General features: G+C 40.1%; 17 protein-coding genes and 1 pseudogene. 5 read left to right on the top strand and 13 right to left on the bottom strand.

Annotation, left to right across the window (positions count from 1 at the left end; translation table 11 throughout):
• Positions 1–24: 24 nt before the first annotated feature.
• The 4 genes from secA to JSQ81_RS17920 all read right to left on the bottom strand — a co-directional run bounded on the left by secA (position 25) and on the right by JSQ81_RS17920 (position 5,488).
• Positions 25–2,532 (bottom strand): preprotein translocase subunit SecA, encoded by a 2,508-nt coding sequence (gene secA / locus JSQ81_RS17935; protein WP_212605355.1) that lies wholly within the window; start codon positions 2,530–2,532, stop codon positions 25–27.
• A 262-nt stretch (positions 2,533–2,794) separates the two neighbouring features.
• Entirely contained in the window at positions 2,795–3,361 is a 567-nt protein-coding gene (gene hpf / locus JSQ81_RS17930) for a ribosome hibernation-promoting factor, HPF/YfiA family (RefSeq protein WP_212605354.1), read from the bottom strand.
• A 406-nt stretch (positions 3,362–3,767) separates the two neighbouring features.
• Entirely contained in the window at positions 3,768–4,382 is a 615-nt protein-coding gene (locus JSQ81_RS17925; RefSeq protein ID WP_249336573.1) for a ComF family protein, read from the bottom strand.
• A complete protein-coding gene (locus JSQ81_RS17920; protein WP_371812453.1) occupies positions 4,379–5,488 on the bottom strand; it encodes an ATP-dependent helicase ComFA in 1,110 nt (369 codons plus the stop codon). The genes JSQ81_RS17925 and JSQ81_RS17920 overlap by 4 nt, the downstream gene beginning before the upstream one ends.
• Before the next feature lie 387 nt (positions 5,489–5,875).
• On the opposite strand from JSQ81_RS17920, the gene JSQ81_RS17915 reads away from it, so the two are divergent.
• A complete protein-coding gene (locus JSQ81_RS17915) occupies positions 5,876–6,652 on the top strand; it encodes an enoyl-CoA hydratase-related protein (RefSeq protein WP_212605353.1) in 777 nt (258 codons plus the stop codon).
• A 32-nt stretch (positions 6,653–6,684) separates the two neighbouring features.
• On the opposite strand, the gene JSQ81_RS17910 is transcribed toward JSQ81_RS17915, so the two are convergent.
• Positions 6,685–7,098 (bottom strand): DUF1761 domain-containing protein, encoded by a 414-nt coding sequence (locus JSQ81_RS17910; protein ID WP_212605352.1) that lies wholly within the window; start codon positions 7,096–7,098, stop codon positions 6,685–6,687.
• 155 nt (positions 7,099–7,253) lie between these two features.
• Between JSQ81_RS17910 and JSQ81_RS17905 the strand changes: the two genes are divergently transcribed.
• On the top strand, positions 7,254–8,126 hold the full coding sequence (locus tag JSQ81_RS17905) for an RluA family pseudouridine synthase (RefSeq protein ID WP_212605351.1): 873 nt from the start codon (positions 7,254–7,256) through the stop codon (positions 8,124–8,126).
• 48 nt (positions 8,127–8,174) lie between these two features.
• On the opposite strand, the gene JSQ81_RS17900 is transcribed toward JSQ81_RS17905, so the two are convergent.
• Genes JSQ81_RS17900 through JSQ81_RS17890 form a run of 3 tightly spaced genes read right to left on the bottom strand, consistent with a single transcriptional unit; the run spans position 8,175 to position 10,584 of the window.
• Positions 8,175–8,816, bottom strand: coding sequence for a TetR/AcrR family transcriptional regulator (locus tag JSQ81_RS17900; RefSeq protein WP_371812451.1), 642 nt, complete (start codon positions 8,814–8,816; stop codon positions 8,175–8,177).
• Positions 8,817–8,828: 12 nt separating this feature from the next.
• The gene (locus JSQ81_RS17895; protein WP_212605350.1) at positions 8,829–9,857 is read right to left on the bottom strand and encodes an ABC transporter permease; all 1,029 of its coding nucleotides are present in this window, start codon (positions 9,855–9,857) and stop codon (positions 8,829–8,831) included.
• A 1-nt stretch (position 9,858) separates the two neighbouring features.
• Positions 9,859–10,584 carry an ABC transporter ATP-binding protein gene (locus JSQ81_RS17890; protein ID WP_212605349.1) on the bottom strand — a complete coding sequence of 242 codons (726 nt, stop codon included), beginning with the start codon at positions 10,582–10,584 and terminating at the stop codon, positions 9,859–9,861.
• Between the two features lie 194 nt (positions 10,585–10,778).
• Here JSQ81_RS17890 and JSQ81_RS17885 point away from each other — a divergent pair, with 194 nt between their 5' ends.
• Positions 10,779–11,090, top strand: a complete 312-nt coding sequence (locus JSQ81_RS17885) for an alpha-helical endospore appendage domain-containing protein (protein WP_212605348.1) — start codon at positions 10,779–10,781, stop codon at positions 11,088–11,090.
• A 130-nt stretch (positions 11,091–11,220) separates the two neighbouring features.
• Here JSQ81_RS17885 and JSQ81_RS17880 read toward each other — a convergent pair whose 3' ends face one another.
• Complete coding sequence (locus JSQ81_RS17880) at positions 11,221–13,197, bottom strand: S9 family peptidase (protein ID WP_212605347.1); 1,977 nt, start codon at positions 13,195–13,197, stop codon at positions 11,221–11,223.
• 133 nt (positions 13,198–13,330) lie between these two features.
• Complete coding sequence (locus tag JSQ81_RS17875) at positions 13,331–14,410, bottom strand: CotH kinase family protein (protein WP_305849469.1); 1,080 nt, start codon at positions 14,408–14,410, stop codon at positions 13,331–13,333.
• A gap of 192 nt (positions 14,411–14,602) precedes the next feature.
• Between JSQ81_RS17875 and JSQ81_RS20260 the strand changes: the two are divergent.
• Both JSQ81_RS20260 and JSQ81_RS20125 read left to right on the top strand, forming a co-directional pair.
• Positions 14,603–14,686, top strand: a pseudogene (locus JSQ81_RS20260) (CotG/ExsB N-terminal domain-containing protein); the annotation flags it as partial.
• A 265-nt stretch (positions 14,687–14,951) separates the two neighbouring features.
• Positions 14,952–15,086 (top strand): hypothetical protein, encoded by a 135-nt coding sequence (locus JSQ81_RS20125; RefSeq protein ID WP_256437718.1) that lies wholly within the window; start codon positions 14,952–14,954, stop codon positions 15,084–15,086.
• Positions 15,087–15,215: 129 nt separating this feature from the next.
• On the opposite strand, the gene JSQ81_RS17870 is transcribed toward JSQ81_RS20125, so the two are convergent.
• From JSQ81_RS17870 to JSQ81_RS17860, 3 genes are all read right to left on the bottom strand, one after another.
• Positions 15,216–16,769 (bottom strand): fatty acid--CoA ligase family protein, encoded by a 1,554-nt coding sequence (locus tag JSQ81_RS17870; protein WP_212605346.1) that lies wholly within the window; start codon positions 16,767–16,769, stop codon positions 15,216–15,218.
• Between the two features lie 117 nt (positions 16,770–16,886).
• A complete protein-coding gene (locus JSQ81_RS17865) occupies positions 16,887–18,821 on the bottom strand; it encodes an ABC transporter permease (protein WP_212605345.1) in 1,935 nt (644 codons plus the stop codon).
• Positions 18,793–19,515 (bottom strand): ABC transporter ATP-binding protein, encoded by a 723-nt coding sequence (locus JSQ81_RS17860; RefSeq protein WP_212607726.1) that lies wholly within the window; start codon positions 19,513–19,515, stop codon positions 18,793–18,795. The genes JSQ81_RS17865 and JSQ81_RS17860 overlap by 29 nt, the downstream gene beginning before the upstream one ends.
• Positions 19,516–19,520: the final 5 nt, after the last annotated feature.

Raw genomic sequence — 19,520 nt, 5'->3', positions numbered from 1 at the left:
TCCTCCTGGAATGGGTAGTGTCGTTTAGTTTCGACCGTGACACTGTTTAAATTTCTTACCGCTGCCGCATGGGCATGGTTCGTTACGTCCAACATTCACTGTGCGACGCACCGGCTTTTTCTTCACTGGTTCGCCGTCGTCTTCTGGTTTAACTGCATGCCCTTTGACAACTTCTTCACGCTCTAGGTTATTGCGGATTTCCGCTTTCATCGCAAATCTTGCTGCGTCGTTTTCGATGGCTAAAACCATATCTTCAAACATCGCGAATCCTTCACTTTGATATTCGCGTAAAGGATCTGTCTGTCCATATGCACGTAAGTGAATTCCATGTCTGAGTTGCTCCATTGCGTCAATATGATCCATCCACTTCGTGTCGATTGCACGGAGTAAAATAACTTTCTCGAATTCACGCATTCGTTCTTCAGACATTTCTTCTTCTTTCTCGTCATAACGAGCAAAAACGGCTTCTTGAATAAATGTTTTTATCTCCTCAGCTGTTTTACCTTCCAAATCAGTTTTCTTAATCTGACCTTCCGGAAGTAAATTCGCGCCAATAAAGTCTTCAAAACCTTTCAAGTTCCATTCAGCTGAATCTTCTGCTGATGTGTAAGCATCAACAGTACGATCAATAACATCGATTAGCATTTTTTCAACAATGCCGCGAATGTTTTCGGTCTCCAAAACTTCATTACGTTCTTTATAAATAATTTCACGTTGTTGACGAAGAACATCATCGTATTGGAGTAGACGCTTCCGCGCATCGAAGTTATTCCCCTCGACACGTCTTTGCGCCGATTCAACGGAACGGGATACCATTTTCGACTGAATTGGTGTTGTATCATCCATTCCAAGTCTCGTCATCATCGCCTTCATCTGATCTGATCCGAAACGTCGCATCAATTCATCTTCGAGCGATAAATAGAACTGAGTAACCCCAGGATCTCCTTGACGACCGGAACGTCCACGTAACTGGTTGTCAATTCGACGGGATTCATGTCTTTCAGTACCGAGAACTGCTAGGCCGCCTACTTCGATAACACCTTCGCCGAGTTTAATATCTGTACCACGTCCGGCCATATTCGTTGCAATCGTAACAGATCCTTTATGACCTGCCTCTTGAATTATTTCTGCTTCACGGCCATGATTCTTCGCGTTTAATACATTATGTTTTACACCGAGTTTTTTCAGATAATCAGAAATGATTTCCGATGTTTCAATTGCGACCGTTCCAACTAATACTGGCTGGCCTTTTTCATGACGAACCTTAATGTCTTCCGCCACCGCTTTAAACTTTCCATCCATCGTTGAATATATCAAGTCAGCACGGTCATCACGGATTATCGGACGGTTTGTCGGAATTTCAATAACATTCATATTGTAAATATTACGGAACTCTTCTTCTTCCGTTTTCGCTGTACCCGTCATTCCAGAAAGCTTCTCGTACATTCTGAAGAAGTTTTGGAATGTTATCGTTGCTAATGTCATTGATTCATTTTGTATTTCCATGCCTTCTTTTGCCTCAATGGCTTGGTGAAGTCCATCGCTATAACGACGTCCTTTCATTAGACGTCCTGTAAATGAATCGACAATAACAACGCTGTCTTCTTCGATAACGTAATCAATGTCAATATGCATACTAACATGTGCTTTAAGTGCTTGGTTTATCCCATGAAGAAGGGTCACATGTTCCAAGTCAAATAAATTATTGATGCTGAACGCCGCTTCAGACTTTTCAACACCTTTTTCAGTCAAAACGACGCCTTTTGTTGATTCATCAAAAGAATAATCTTCATCGACTTTCAACGTCGTGACAAACATGTTTGCCAATCTGTATAAGTCGGCCGCCTTTGCGGCTTGTCCTGAAATAATAAGCGGTGTTCGCGCCTCGTCAATTAAGATGGAGTCGACCTCATCAATGACGCCAAAATTGAGCGGACGTTGTACTCTTTGGTTGCTGTAAAGCACCATATTGTCCCGTAAATAATCAAAACCGAGTTCATTATTCGTACTATAAGTCACGTCTGCTTCATAAGCTTCACGCTTTTCTTCTTTAGACATGCTATTTAAGTTCAAGCCCACGGATAAGCCAAGATACTCATAAAGTTGGCCCATTTCCTCGGCATCACGACTCGCAAGGTATTCGTTGACCGTGACGACATGCACGCCCTTGCCTTCAAGCGCATTTAAATAAACCGCAAGAGTAGAAGTCAATGTTTTTCCTTCACCGGTTTTCATCTCTGCGATATTACCTTCATGTAAGGCAGCTGCACCGATAAGTTGCACGCGGAATGGATACATGCCAAGTACTCGTCGTGACGCTTCGCGAACAACAGCAAACGCTTCTACTTGTATATCATCAAGTGTCTCGCCTTTGGCGACTCTTTCCTTAAACACTTCGGTTTTTGCAGTTAAATCTTCATCAGATAACTGTTCCATTTCAGTAGCCAAAGCTTCGACTTGATCAGCAATTCTTTCAAGTCTTTTTAAATCTCTTTTATTCGAATCAAATATTTTACTTAATACGCCCAGCATTTAGGTCACATCCTCATTTTGTTCACTCTTTATTTTACCATTGCGAAATGCCCTGTGCAAATGTACCACTAATTATTTTATTAATTGATTAACAAAAGCGCAAGGCGCCCGTCTAGCCCCGAAGGGAAGAATGAAGTTCAATTCTTCCCTCATCTTAAAGTCAGAAGCGACTCGAGGGGCTGGCGCCTGTAGCTAGACGTAAGCCTTAACAAAAATCCTCCAAGTGTACGCTCACACTTGGAGGATTGTAATATTTACTTATTTAATTTGTTTCGATTAAACCGTACTTTCCATCTTTTCTCTTATAAACGATATTTGTTTCATCTGATTCAGCGTCAGTAAAGATAAAGAAGTTATGTCCAAGCATGTTCATTTGTAGGATTGCTTCTTCTTCGTCCATCGGTTTCAAGTCGAACCGTTTTGTTCTGACTACAGAAAACTCATCGTCATCTTCATCATATTGCGAGTTATCATTCGCTTTACTCTTATTAACTGATGCGAAGAACGCTGCTACGCCTTCACGCTCACGGAATTTACGATTAACTCTTGTTTTATATTTTCGAATTTGACGTTCAAGTTTATCGACGATTAAATCGACGGCTGCATATAAATCATCATGTCTTTCTTCAGCCCGCAGTGTTAAGTTTTTCATCGGAATTGTTATTTCCACTTTTGTTTGTTTGTCATTGTACACTTTCAAGTTTACGTTTGCAGTCGCGTTCGCACCATTTGTAAAATACCTTTCGAGCTTTGTTACTTTGTTTTCTACATGATCGCGAATCGCTGGAGTCACCTCTATGTTCTCGCCGCGAATGTTAAAATCTAGCATATGAACTCCTCCTTTATTTAACCACTACTGTACACTTCTATACGTTCCCCCAAAAGTCCTTTTAAAACCATTAAATAAATAAATTTTTTAACGAAATATGTCGAAACATTGACAAGCCAAGGTTCAAAAACTCGTCAATCTTGATTCAATTACTTATTTATCGATTAAGCTTTCCCCACCCCTCCAATCCACAGCGATGGTACCCACTTTTTCTACAATCTCAAGTATGACTAATCAATGAATCTTCGACAATATTCGCAAGGTCTTCTTTTGCGAAGTGGCTAGTAATGTTTTTTCAGTATTCATTCCTGAATAGCGGATTTTTAAAAAAGATACACCATCCGTAATTTAAAATTACCACACTTCGGACTATTTGAATAGTTAGATGCCCCAATTGTTTGAAAAATTAGTCGTTTAGTTTAGCTCGAATTAAGGTTACCGCTTCAACTTCCTTTGCCCCCGCTTCGATTAAAAGAGCTGCTGCATGACGAAGTGTCGTTCCTGTTGTATAAATATCATCGATTAACATATAGGGTTCATATTTTATTATTGTATTCGGTTTTAGTTTGAATAAAGGAGAAAGTGCAAGCCGTTCTTTTTTAGATTTCTCCCCCATCGTCTCATCGTCTTTTTTCTCTAGTACATCACTATACGAGATACGCGCACGTTTTAGTAATTCTTCAACATGCGAAAACGTGCGCACAACTTTTCTCTTAGGATGCATCGGTATCGGAATAATATTTACTTTTGATTTTAATAAATTGTGCAAATCATTTTTAAATACCTTTGCAAGAGCGATATCTTGTAAAAACTTATATTGATGCAAGTAATCCCTCATCGCGTCATTATATTCAAAAAGGGATGTAACATTTTTTAATGTAGTATCTTCAATTTCTTGGCTGGACCTTTTAAATTCTGATGAACAGTCAAAGCAGATGACCATTTCATCATCCAATGCCAATAGAGATTTCCATGATGGTCTAGTTAAGAGTTCAACGTCGCATAAAAGACATTCCGTCACAAAGAGGCACCGCCTTTATTCAAACGAAGTATTTCTCGTTTAGCATCATCCATCGCGTGCGAGATTCCATGGTGGAAAAGAACAAAATCGCCTGAGGGATAAGCTGACGATCTGCCCACTCGCCCTCCGATTTGAACGAGTGCACCGCTTGTGAAGATAGAATGCTCGGAGCCTACGACCGCCACTTGTACATCAGGAATTGTGATGCCGCGCTCCAAAATAGTTGTTGTTAGCAAACCAGGAAGTTCATTATCACGAAGTTTTTGTACAAATTCTTTCCGTTTTTCATTGGAAGCATGAACGGATTTAATGCGACTATCCAGGGTTTGAAATAAAGGCTCAGCTTCTTCCATTAAAATAATGTTGTGGAAGAAAATTAGAAAGGGTTCTTTTTTATTTAACCTTTGTTCAGTCCACTTAATAAGTTTCGCAGGAAGTTTTTTCTTTTTAATTTTCGATGCGTAATTCCATAAGGATTCATAACGCGGCACCGGTAGCGAGTATCCGTGATAACGTCGATTGATGGTTGAAACCGCACCTTCTCGCTCTATTTGAAAGATTAGTTTCTTTGACGGCGTAGCTGTCACTGAGTGAATGGGGGCGTTTTCTTTTGCCGCCTTTTTAACGGCCCGCCGAAGCGTTTCGTCAGCCGTGTAAGGAAAAGCATCCGCTTCATCCACAAAAATGACATCAAATGCTGCTTGAAACCGGTATAGTTGGTGGGTTGTCGCAAGAATTAGTTGGCTTAGCTCATTTCCAACTGTCGCCCCGCCGTATAAAGCCGCGATTTTCGTAGCAGGAAAAGCGGCACGAAGTCGAGGTTCTAGTTCCAGGATGACATCGACTCTCGGGGCTGCAATACACACACGTTTACCCTCTTGCAGCAGTTTATAAATCGGTTCAAATAGAATTTCAGTCTTCCCTGCCCCGCAAACGGCATGAATCAGATGGGGACGATTTCGAGCTGTGCTTTCAAATAACTCATTAGATGCTAGCTGTTGAAGTGGCGTAAGTTTGCCTTCCCACGCCAATAAATGATTCTTCGGATAAACTGGTTCAGGTCCATTCCACGTAACGAGCGCCGTACAAGAAGAAACTCTACCCATTTTGAGACAATGCCTGCAATACACACAAGGTCTTTCACATTTTGCGCATTCGAAAATTGTAAATCTTGATTGGGTATTGTTTTCACAACGATTACATTGGAATTGAGTCTTATTAAAAAGGGAATTCCTTTTATTAATGCCAGAAATAGTTTTAACAAATCCATTTGCGATCTGCGCATCAATAATTTTTGAATTAAACGGAATGTGGTCGCGAAGCCATATACGACCCATCAGAAAACTTTGAACGTCAAAATCAACAGAGGTAGCCAAGGAAATCACTCTCTTTCTTGGCTGTGAAGGAATCTTATATACAATCGTTATGGTAGAAATAATAGAAACATGGTATGTTTTACATAAGGAAAATGACAATAAAAGGGGGATTTACAAATGGAACTTATTCGTTATGAACAAAAAGGGAATCTTGCTTACGTCACATTAAACCGACCGGAAGCAATGAATGCATTTAATTATGACATGTTGGTAGAATTAGGTCAAATCACCGAAGCAATCCGCATAAATCCGGATATTCGCGTCGTTATTTTTACGGGATCTGGGGACCGTGCTTTTAGTGTCGGCGCTGACTTGAAAGAAAGAAAAACGTTAACTGACATACAAGTTAAACGAAATGTCTTTAAAATCGGCGAAGTTTTTTCATCGGTAGCCTCATTGCCGCAACCGACAATTGCCATGATGAACGGTTATGCGTTTGGCGGCGGTATGGAACTTGCACTCGCTTGCGATTTCCGTATTGCATCTGATGACACCTTGATGGGATTAACAGAAACCAGTTTAGCTATTATTCCGGGAGCTGGCGGCACGCAACGTCTTCCGAGATTAATCGGGGAAACGAAAGCGTTAGAACTTATTTTAACAGCCCGTCGACTGAAATCGGCGGAAGCTTTGGATTATGGAATGGTCACGAAAGTTTCTTCACCGGAAAACCTAATAAAAGAAACTACGGAATTCGCGGAGTCGATGTTGGCGAATGGACCAATCGCCTTGCAACAAGCAAAATTCGCGATCAAGCAAGGAATGAATGCAGACTTACATACTGGTCTTGCGATTGAACGGAAAGCCTATGAAATTACAATTCCAACTGAAGATCGATTAGAAGCATTAGCTGCATTTAGTGAAAAACGAAAACCTCAATTTGAAGGAAAATGAAATAAGGGAAAGGGGTTTGATTCCCCTTTCCCTTACTTTACAAAAAATGCAATAATAATTCCCATTACGGTAAGTGAAACGGTATGATAGCCCGCACTTATCAAAAACAGCGTGTACTTTCTTCCTTCAAAAAAGGTTGGCGATAATTCGCGCGCGCTCGCTATTCCTACACCAGCTAAAAATCCAATTAACGCACCCCCGCCGATGGTCACCGAATCTAGCATCGATATAAATAGTGATAAAACGATGGCAGAAATGATGCCAGCAAGCGTCGTGAGCCCGTAACCGATATTTGCATTAGATGATTGAAGTTCTTCCATGCTTTTCCCAAGGCTTTTCATCCATATGTTCGCAAATAGTACCGGTGAATACCATAAAGCGCCGATGATCATATTGGCGATGACAGCTAGTATAATTGCAAAAATACTTAGTTGTGATAAGTCCATTCTTTTCCCCCTTAGCAAACGATTTTATAGGTAAATTATAGCATAATATATTGTTGTATTGATGATTTGTATTATTCCTTCAAGCACTATACCATTTGTTATACACGAGTAGGCTCTTGAGTGGTTTTATCAAAAAATAAAAGGATGTTATATATATGAATAGAAATGACGAATGGATTGTTAAAGAACAGACTGAACTATTGAAGTACTTGTATGAAGTCTTGTCGAATCGAAGTCGAAATTCGGTTAAAGGCATTTTAGCCCGTGGACAAGTTTTGGTGAACGGCAAAGTGTCGACTCAATTTAATGACCCTTTAAATCCCGGAGACCAGGTTCAAATTCATGCACGCGTGGCTACTAATGAAGTGAAAATGACTGGTGTTACGATTTTGCATGAAGATAATGATTTGATTGTTATCGAAAAAGAACCAGGCTTGTTGTCGATTGCATCTGAAGATGAAAAACATCTCACTGCATATCGCCAGCTCACAGAATATGTTCGGAGTGTTAGTCCGAAAAACCGTATTTTTGTTGTTCATCGGTTAGATCGAGACACTTCTGGGGTCATGGTGTTTGCAAAAAATAAAGAAGCTCAACAAACTCTTCAAAATTCATGGCAAGAATCTGTTCGTGAACGCGCTTATATCGCGCTCGTTGAAGGCGCTGTGAAAAAAGATGGGACAGTTACTTCTTGGTTAACTGAAAATAAAATGTTCATGGTTTACTCAAGTCCAAGACCGAATGATGGGAAAAAAGCCATCACCCATTACAAAGTACTGCAGTCCAACAGGAATTTCTCGTTGCTGCAAGTGAATTTGGATACAGGACGAAAAAATCAAATCCGTGTTCATATGCAAGACATAGGTCATCCTGTTGTCGGCGATAAAAAATACGGTTCCCGTAATAATACAATCGGCCGACTCGGGCTTCATGCAAATGCCATTGAATTGAAACATCCAACAACCGGTGAATCAATGCGATTCGAATCTAAAACGCCGACTTCCTTTACGCGACCGTTTAATAAGTAATAAAAGCGGTCACTTCATAACCTCTTGAAGTGACCGCTTTTCATTACTTTATGGAGTGAGCCCCTTCAACAAAAACTGAATCGTATGTTCCATTTCCACATCGTCGTTCCATTCCCCTTGATCTCCAATTACATACTTAGCTGTGAATGCTCCAATAATTGAAGACCCTATTAGACGAATAATTGTCGTGGTCGGCAAATTGATGAGTTGACCGTTTGTTTGGTAATGCTTAACAATTTCTTGTAAGCGTGCAAGTACTTTATTCGCGACATGCTTGATAAACTGTTCTTTTAGTTCCGGATGGAATGGAATTTCTTGAACAAATATCTTTATCGTTTGCATGTTTTTCTTTAAAAACCTATCCCGGTTTTCAATCATTGCACGCAAAAAGTCTTCGAATTTTTCATAGTCATCATTCAAAACCTTGTTAATATCCTTAATTATGAGGGGAGCCATCAAGCGAATCATTGTTGGCGTCACAATCGATAATAATAAATCTTTTTTTGTTCGATAATGCCTGAAAATTGTCCCTTCAGCAACTCCCGCTTGTTGCGCAATTTCCCTAGTAGAGGTCGCGGCAAATCCTTTTTCTGCAAATATTTCTGTTGCCGCTACAATTATCTTTTTTTGTCTTTCCGTTAATCCAGCTTCAGTTTGTAGTATTTCATCTAACATATTGTTGTCTTCCATGATGTTCTCCCTTTATATTTTTCTGTACTTACGAAGTGCAACGATGTTGATGCTGATAAAGAGTAGAGAAAAACCGACTAAGAATGCCAGGTCCAAATAGATGGCTTCCCAACCATATCCTCTAACCATCACATTTCGTAACGCTTCGGCAGCATAGTAAAGCGGTGTGATATAACCAATCCAACTTAACCAATCAGATATTGTCTCTAAATTAAATAATCCTGAAAAGAACACTTGCGGAATCACGATTATGGGAATAAATTGCATCATTTGCAGTTCATTATTCGCAAAAGATGACAGTAAGATACCGAGCGTCAGCGCTGTTAAGGCAAGAAGTAATGTAATGAGTAACACATAACCAAAATCGCCCTCCATGACCATTCCGAGAACATATATTGCATAAGCGACAATAATCGTCGATTCAATCATTGTAAATAGTCCGAATCCCATTACATAGCCGATGACAATTTCCCAGCGGCGAAGCGGACTAGCAAGCAATCTTTCCAACGTGCCTGTTGTACGTTCCCGTAAAAACGAAACGCCAGCAATTAAAAAAACAAAGAAAAAGACGAAAAATCCGACCAGAACCGGACCGAAATAATCGAACATACCCATATCACTTGAGCCGTGGAAATATTCGATTTCCATCACTTGCTCATTATCATGTCCTTGATCTGACGGCATTGCATTTTGAAGCCATTTCATCGTCGCACCGGAAACACTCGGATCACTTCCCTCAAGAACAATTGTCGGCTTATTCCCTTCGAATACTAAATAGCCGTCAATCGTTCGTGCAGCTAAATCATCTTTCGCTGTTTTTTCATCAGTGAAAGTGGTTATTTTGGCATCGTCTACATCCATTTGTTGGACAATCATGTCAGGTACATCCACAAATCCAATTTTCGGCGTATACTCTTCATTGCCAAACACGAAGTGAAGCATCGTTAGGACGAAAATCGGTGCAACGATGAGTAATCCCATTGTCCGTTTATCGCGAACAATTTGCCGTAATATCCTTTTTGTTAAGGCGATAATTCTCATATTATGCACCTCCATAAACGAGAAAGGCTTCTTCAATCGTTTTTGAATTTGTCTGTTCTTTTAATTCTTCGGTTGTGCCAACCGCGATCAGGCGGCCATCGCGAATCATTCCGAGCCGGTCACATTTTTCGGCTTCGTCCATAACATGGGTGGTGACAATAATCGTAATTCCGTTTTGTTTTAATGTATCAAAAGCTTCCCAAATGCTTTGCCTTAACACAGGATCGATTCCAACAGTTGGTTCATCGAGAATTAAAATCGAAGGTTCATGAAGCATGGCAATGGCTAATGACAGTCTTCTTTTCATGCCGCCAGAATAATTGGAAACCAATTTCGTTAGATCATCTGATAGTCGAACGAGATCCATCACTTCTAAAATTCTGCGCGTCTGCTTCTTCCCTTTTAAACCATATAGTTCCGAGAAGAATAGCAAGTTCTCTTTTGCGGTGAGGTCTTCGTACAATGCATCAGACTGCGCCATGTATCCAATGCTGTTAATTAATTGTAAAGTAGGCATTTTCTTTTGAAATAAATAGACTTCACCTGATGTTGGGAGGTCTAAGCCGGTCAATTGTTTTACTAGAGTAGTTTTACCAGCCCCCGATGGTCCGAGTAATCCAAAAATTTCTCCTTCAAAAATTTTCAAGTTAATGTCTTCAAGTACTTGCTGCTTACCAAAACTTCTTGATACGTGATTAATAGAAATGCATTCCTCTGCCTCTTGCATTTATCTTACCCCTTCCCGATAATGAGTGAGTACTCACTGTTAATATAGCAAACTCTCGCACATTTGCAAAGTGACTATTCACTTAATTTTTATAGTATTTTTCAAATAGGGTTATTAGTACAAGTCCTATGAATCAAATCACATATAGTAAGTATGTTCGGACAAGTAGAAAGACCAGATAGGAGGTGATATTAATGGACCAAAAACAAGCATTTGCACAAATGCAAAATTTAATGAGTTTAAATGGTGACAATGGAGACGATTTCTTGGGTGGATTAGTTATCTTTTCCGCTGTATTCACGGAATTCGCACTTGCAGACATTCTTTTCGCAGAGGGAGACAAAATTAGAGCTGCGATTGATACAGCAAGTCCTGCCCAATTAGCTGAGATTAATAATGCTGTTGCAAGAGTACTAGACCAAATCTGTTGTATCGAAAAACGAGTCGTTGAAAAAATCGAGCTAGGTATCGACCTTAGAAATGGCAATGGATATGGAGCGGCGTAATCTGAACAGACGTGTTCAGCCGCTGATTGTAAGACAGTGTTAATGAGCGATTAATGTTTTTAAGCCCAATATATTTCTTGGGTGGACAAGCAAAAGGAGAGGGGGTAATCCCCTCTCCTCTTTTTGATACTTATAGATATTTTGCGAACCAATCCGTAATTTCGTCTAATCTTGCTATGCGCAAGTTCGGAGTCCCTGTACGTGATAAGTTATGATCTGCGTCCGGGAAACGAACAAATTCTGTTTCTTTCCCCATGCTTTTCAACGTAATGTATAACTGCTCGGCTTGTTCGATCGGGCAACGGAAATCTTTTTCACTATGCAAAATCAACAACGGGGTTTCAACATTCTTCGCGTATTTCAATGGGGAGATATCCCATAGTTTTTCCACATCATTCATATCGGCACCATGCTGCCAGTCATTAAAGTAATACCCGATATCAGATACTCCATAGAAACTAATCCAGTTTGAGATTGAGCGTTGTGTAACAGCCGCTTTAAACTTATTCGTGTGTCCGACAATCCAGTTCGTCATGAAACCGCCGTAACTTCCACCGGTCACACCAAGTCGGTCGGTATCAATCCAGTCGTTTTCGCTGAGAACGAATTCGAGTCCAGCCATGATGTCTTCATAGTCACCGCCGCCGTAATCACCGCGAACTGCATCAACAAACTCCTGACTGTAGCCATGACTTCCACGAGGATTTACGTATAATACTCCGTATCCTTGAGCCGCTAACACTTGCATTTCATGGAAAAATGAATTTGCATACATCGCAGCCGGGCCTCCGTGAATTTCAACGATCAATGGATATTTTTGTCCTTCTTCGAAGCCCGTCGGTTTCATCAGCCAACCATGTACATCCCAATCTTTTGCCCCTTTATAGACATTCGCTTCCGGTTCTACAAGTTCAACTTCTTCCAAATATGATTCGTTCACAGAAGTTAACGCGACACGTTCCCCCGTCGCGATTGTTTGTTTATACAATTCGCCAGGATTTACTGAGTCGCTGACCGTTACAAGTGCAAACTCGCCGTCAGTCGATACGTCATAGCCGTAAATATGTTCATTTTCAGGGGATGCTGGATACACCGCACCATCAAGCGAGGCGAAATAGAGTCGTACATCGCCCATTGTCGTCAATTGGAAATACAACTGATTGTCTTTCGTCCAGACTGCCGCGGGTGCGCTTGCCCCTTGCTGGTGATCCGCAACCGCATAATCCCCAACCGGCGCATCAATGCTTTCAGTCAAGCAAACTGTGCTTCCATCTTCAATGTCATAGACATATAATTTGGCATGCGTCGCGTTTTTGAAAGTATTATCGGAACCTGTATAAGCAATATAGCGATCATCATGTGCAAATGCTGCACCGTGGAAATAACCATTTTCATCAACTAACACTGTTTCTTCTTTTGATTCGACATCAACTATGTATAATGGCTGACGGAATTCAAAGTCTTGATTTTCATTGCGATTTACGCCCATTACAAGTTTCTTCCCGTCATGTGAAATCGCTTGAAGCGCGTATTGATGATTTCCTTCTGTGAACTGAGTGACTTCACCCGACTCAATATCCACAACACCAATTTGGCGATATGCATCCCCGGGGAGTAGTCCGATGCCGTCCATTTGATATTTCATTTTTGTCACGCGATATGGTTCCGGCTTTTTCTTTTCATCTTTTTCTTCTTTATCCGTGAAGGTCTTGCCTTCTTTTACGATCGCATTGACCCATACTTTTTTTCCGCACGGCGACCAAAGAAAACTTGTCACGCCATTTTCAAATGCTGTCAGCTTCTTAGCTTCTCCACCTCTAGCAGACAAGATGTAGACTTGATTCTTCTCTTCACGGTTCGACAAAAAAGCAATTTGCTTCCCGTCAGATGACCAAGAAGGTGAAGAGACTCTTTCTTGACCGTGCGTCCACTGAGTTACTGCACTTAACTCCAAATCTATGTGAAATAAATTCGAGACATATTTATTTTCTTCTTCGTCAATATGCGTCTGAATAAATACCGCCTCTTTACCATCCGGCGAAACTTGTGGATTTGTTACAGATGTTAATTTGAATAAGTCATTCACTTTTAAATTTCGTTTACCCAACACTGATTCCCCCTAATTCTTTCGATACCTACTTATTTCGACACTCGGAACAATTTCCCTTTATTTCTTGAATAAAAAACAGTTAAGTAGTATATATCAGTCTATTCTACCAACTTATCAGTGTATTGCCCAGTTAATCAAGTGTATATAACTGCTTTCTTATATATTCTCCACGCGCTTTAATATAATTGCATATATAATCTGGTTCTTGATCGAATTCGTGGACATTGTCCATCTCATATGGATCTTTTAGAATATAGGGTCTGATTAAATCATATAAATCTTGTATTTTAGGTTTCATATAATCCACATTGAATTTGCTAGTTAAAATATCTTCCAACATTTTTTTGTATTGAAGGCGAAATCTTGTTACATTCAACAACCTAGCAGTCAGCGTATTAAAGCCTTGAATGCGCAAATAATCTTCTCGCATAACTTTTCCATTCACGTCTCTTCCCCATGTCGCGTCGTAATCCCACGGGATGACTTCGACTAACCCTGTTGTCGCGTTTCGATACAATGCATAGTTATGAACAAATCCATCAAAGTTTTGCGTGAAAATAACGCCAGCGAGCCAACGAAAGTATTTATCAACATTTACATAGTTAACGATTTCATTTTCAAATTCATTAAGAGAAAACGTATTAATATTCAATATCATTTCTTGTAAATGGTACTCATCTTCTTCTGTCCCAAATTTGAATTCATAACCAAATTCAAGGGATTTCTTGACGTCTTTATCGAGGTCGCTCATCAATGAAAAATTAGCATCCCCGTCAACCGCATAAAATATCGACCCTTTTGGCAATTGCCGATTCGATAGGAAATATTCATCTACTGACTCTATTTCTAAATAAATCCCTTCATTTTTACCGTTAAGTTTTAAAAATACAAACTGTGATTTAGGCGATAAACAGCCAATATCATTAAAAAAATCAAATGACAATTTATTTCTTAGTAATGATGGATCTTTATATTCCGCGTTAAGATGAATTTCTTTTGCCTTTCTAAATGTTATCGGTTTGTAGAAAGAAAGGTGATAAGATTTTTTCTTGAAATCCCGAATATGAGAACCACGATAAGCGATATCGACATCCAACTTTTTTTGGTTAATCGTTAATTTTGCTGAAACCGGATCATCACGCCAAATATCTTTTCTAAGTTCATTAACATCTATCGGATGAATGAAAAGTTTATATTCGGGTATCACCACGCTATTCCCACTCCCTTTGTTTTATTGTATAGCTATTGCCTAAAAACATTTCTTGTCTCTACATGATAGTTATTATTTATTTAATAAAAGTATGCATTTGTCTCCGACACCGAGCGAATAGTTACGTACCTTAATAGGACGGGGGTGGAATTTTCGTCCACTTATTGTCCTAATTCAAAAAAGTATGGAGGTATGGATATGTCAGGTTTTTCTATAGATCATATTAGAAAAGCGGTTGAAAGTGTTAATAGATCTGGATTAGGAGATTTTATGCACCAAGATCCATTCAGTAACGAACGGAGAGTTAAACGCACTTCAAGAAATATACAGGGTACAAGCAGGGTGCGAGGGACTTCAAAAAATATTCGTCGCACAAGTAGAGTTCGAGGAACTTCAAGAAATATTAAGCGCACAAGCAGAGTTCAAGGAACTTCAAAAAATCTATGGACCACGAACAAAGTGCGACAGACTTCAAGAAATGTATGGAGTACAAGTAAAGTAAGGCGTTCAGGAATCAGTCGTCCATGGTGTCCGGAAATTAGTGAAAACCAGCAACGTACGAGTCGAAAAAAACGTACTTCACGTAACATTCGGCGCACAAGTAGAATCCGTCGCACTTCGCGTAACCCAAAGCACACAAGTAGAAATCGACGCAATTTCAATAACCAAAGACTAACAGGTAGAAGAAGACAAACCTCTTATAATCAAAAGCGAACTGGCCGGAAATCAATGAATTGGAACAAATTTTTGTTTTAAAATGTTTGCAAACAAAAACCCCTTTCCGATATGGAAAGGGGTTTACTAATTAGATTGTGACGTGATTTTTCAAGGTACGTCTTAATATTTTTCCGGTTGTGTTTTTCGGTAATTCTTCCAAAAGCTCGATATGCTTTGGCACTTTGTATTTTGCCAGTCTCTTTCTGCAATAGCTTTTAAGTGACTCCACGTCTTCTTTCACGCCGTCCTTCAAAACGACAAATGCGTGGACTTCTTCGCCGAAATCGGGATCCGGGACCCCTATGACCGCGGCTTCGACTACATCTCTATGTTCAAATAATACTTCTTCAACTTCGCGAGGATAAACGTTATAGCCCCCGACAATAACCAAGTCTTTTTTGCGGTCGACGATATAGAAATAACCATCTTCGTCGCGCCGTGCCAAATCGCCCGTATAAAGCCAGCCATCACGTAGTGCCGCCGCTGTTTCTTCCGGCATTTTGTAGTAGCCTTTCATGACGTTCGGTCCGCGTACGATTAGTTCGCCGACTTCTCCGTCCGGCACTTCATTGCCAAGCTCGTCGACGACTTTATTAACGACATTGGTAATATTCGTTCCAATCGATCCAGGTATTCGTTCACGGTCCGATGGATTGAAACATGTGACCGGTGATGATTCAGACAAGCCGTACCCTTCCGAAACTCTTACATCAAATTTTTCTTCAAAGTTATGAAGGAGTGCAACCGGCAATGAAGACCCGCCTGAAATAGACAGCCGAATGGATTCGAAGTCTTCTTTTTTGCCTTCGGGAAATTGATACAAGAAATTGTACATCGTTGGAACCCCGGCAAATACCGTGGCTTCTTTTTCCCTTGCAATTTTGAATACATCCCCTGGGCTAAATCGCGGGATCAGTAATATCGTTGCGCCTCTTAAGAGCGGTGCATTGACAACGACAGTGAGCGCAAAAACATGGAACACAGGTAATGTCGCGATAACGCGGTCATTTTCGGAAAATCCGAGATAGTCCGCCACATCACGCGCATTTGAATAAATATTTTTATGCGTCAACATGGCCCCCTTCGGTCTTCCTGTCGTTCCAGACGTATATAAAATGATAGCGGTTTCATTTTCATCAACATGAACTGGGTCTACATCAGTTTTTCCTATCCCGATGAGTTGTGTGAAAGAACGCACTTTACTTTTTACGTTAACCGGCAATGCGGCAATTTTTTCCGGTGTCGATGGGTCTGTCTCGCAAATAATATAATGCTCTACTGTTGGAAATGCCTCGGCTGCTTGTTCGACAAGCGGCAATAGCTGGTCTAGCGCAATCACTGCTTTCGCATCGCTATTTTGGATGATATAAGAAATTTCATCCGGCGTATAAATCGGATTCACCGGAATTGCCGTTGCCCCAATTCGCATTGTCGCATAAAGCGAAATTAGGAAATGTGGTGTGTTTCCAAGTAAAAATGCTACATGATCCCCTTTTTCAATTCCCAAGTCTTGAAGTGCTGAAGCAAATTTTGAAACTGACACATCAAATTCCGCATAAGACGTATCTTGCCCCATGAAATGATAAGCAATCTTTTCCGGTTGTGTCGTCGCTGTTTCGTGAACTCGTGAAACTAGATTCATTTTCTCGCATCCCCTTTTCCGCCCGAATGAGCATTCATTCAGAAACTATACAATTATCATTATATAAGAATAGTTAAAATAATACAATCCTGTATTAGAAATAAAGGCACCGAGAACTTATCCCGGTGCTTTAATATGAGCAAGATAACGCCAACGAATTAAATAGAAATAACCGATTTGCAAAATAGTAAAACCGATTAATACCAAAACTAATTCCTTCACGATTGAAATTTCTGCAAGTGCATCCCAGACTACTTGTAGGGATAAAAATGCGAATGAACTATGCAGCATAGCCACTCCCCATGGAAAGAAAAATTGCGGGATTAGTTGCCGGTTGACGATCTTTTTGAATTCCCTATCCGTTAAGCCTAATCGCTTTAACACATCAAATTGTTTTTTGTCTTGTTCAAGCCGCGTATACAATCGGAAATAGATGAAACTTCCTGCTGCCAGTAGAAATACAGCTGCTAATAATAGCCCGATGAATAGAAGAAGTGAAAATGTTGTACGGATTATCGAATAATTAAGTCCCGGGTTATCGAAAGAATACTGCAGTGAACTAGCCGCTCCAGTAATGAAGGTATCATTTATCGTGTCATTTATAGAAAGGCCAATGTCTTTTGTTTTTTGCCAATCAGGAATGTAATATGCATAGTACGTAAACGACGGTGCTTCATAAATTGTTCCTTTCGCATAAACAGTTGAAAAGTCTTCGTCATTCAAAATAATAGCATTAGTAGAAATCGAATACGATGGAAATAATTGATACGGGTATGCGCCGTCAATCTTAATTGCGATATCACTATCCTGAAGCGTAGTTTCTACAGTTCGACTATTTAAGCTATCATATGAAGACGGAGATGGTGGTAAAAATAGTGCCTGTCCCTTATTAAGTTGGATTGACAAATGATCAAACGTATTCGCTAGGTCATTTATATGCGAGACACTAATTATATCGACTGAACTTCCCGTATAAGATGAACGCTGCTCCAATACAGGTATTTTTTTACGGGCAAATTGAATCGTCCGTTCATCGAGTTCTCTGTTTAGCATACTCGTATGTTCTTCTTCAAGCTCGTTTCCTTCATAACTTATATAAACTAGACCAAGCGGATTCATTGCACGGTATTGAGAAGCGAAAGAAGCTAGCGATGCCAACGTTCCGACTGACATAAATGCGACGGTTGAAACAATCGTCACTATGAAAAACATGCGTGCGTTTTCGCGCAACCGTACGATTCCCTCTGAAATCGACAGTAAACGGAAATTTCGCCAATAAAATCTTCGAGAACTTCTTAGCTTATGTAAAAACATCGGAACCGAATCCGTGAAAAAGTAAAATGTGCCAATCGTGGCAAGTGGCGGCAAGAAATAAAGAAGCACAAGAACAATCGAGTTCGAGGTCGATGCAGCCATTACATAAGATACGACTAGAAAAATAATACCGATATAACCTTTAACCTTAGAATAGGCATGGAGTTCTTTTTCGTTTCCGTCACCGCGGATAAGATCTGCAATTTTTCCCGATTTGATAAATACCGGTGCGATAAATGAGATAAGAATAAATAAACTTAAAAAAGCGCCAATCGTAAGCACAAATGGTTTCCAGGATAAATAGAGCGGCAACGCAGGCAATAATACGATTTCTTTCACAATCATGAAAAAGAACTTTGAAAAAGTGAATCCTAAAATAATACCGATTCCAATCGACGTAATGCCGATTAATAGCGTTTCAATAAAAATCAGTCGATTGATTTGCCGTTTTTCCATCCCAAGATGAAGAAGGATTCCAAACTCTTTGGAGCGCGCTTGCAGAAAAGCGCGCATGGAATAAAATAAAAAGAATGCCGTAAAGACAAACAATACAATTTCTGCAATGCCCATCCCCATAATCGCGATTTCCTGGATAAAACGATCTTCAATCGTCGGATGAAATAACAACATCGAATATAGAAAAAACACCATTACTGAAAAAACACTTGCCATAAAAAAAGCGGCATAAATACGACGATTTCGAACTACATTACGGTAAGCGAACTGACGAAAGGTCATTCGAGTGCCCTCCCAAAAGCGATAGCACGTTTAAAATCCGTTGAAAAAAAGTTTGTCTGCGCTCATCTTTATAGATTTCATTGAAGAATTCGCCATCTTTGATGAATACCACTCGATCACAATAACTAGCCGCGATTGGATCATGAGTCACCATAATGATTGTTGTTCCTTCTATTTGATTTACCTCGCTTAATAATTCAAGAACTTCTTTCGCAGAAGCCGAATCGAGATTTCCAGTTGGTTCATCCGCCAAAATAATCTTCGGTTTATGTACAAGGGCTCGTCCGATCGCTGTTCGTTGTGCTTGACCGCCTGAGAGTTCATCGGGCCTTTTATCAAGAATTTCGGTCAATCCCAGCCGATTTGATAACAACGATACGCGTTTTTCCATTTCTTCAACTGAAAATCCATCCAAGGTTAATGGCAAAACAATATTTTCCTCGACCGTCAACATATTTAACAGGTTAATTTCTTGGAATACAAAGCCAAGATTGCTTCTTCGAAAAAGCGCCAAATTGTTTTCCGATAACTTTTCAGGTTCAATATTATCGATTAAAACACGGCCATATGTCGGCAAATCAATTGAAGAAATCAAGTTCAGCAGTGTTGTCTTTCCACTTCCGGACGGTCCCATGACGGCGACAAATTCCCCTTCTAACGCTTCAAAACTCAGTTGATTTAATGCTCGGTGCATCACTT

It is taken from the genome of Sporosarcina sp. Marseille-Q4063 (assembly GCF_018309085.1).
Classification (GTDB): domain Bacteria; phylum Bacillota; class Bacilli; order Bacillales_A; family Planococcaceae; genus Sporosarcina.
This window is presented reverse-complemented; position numbering and strand designations above follow the sequence as displayed.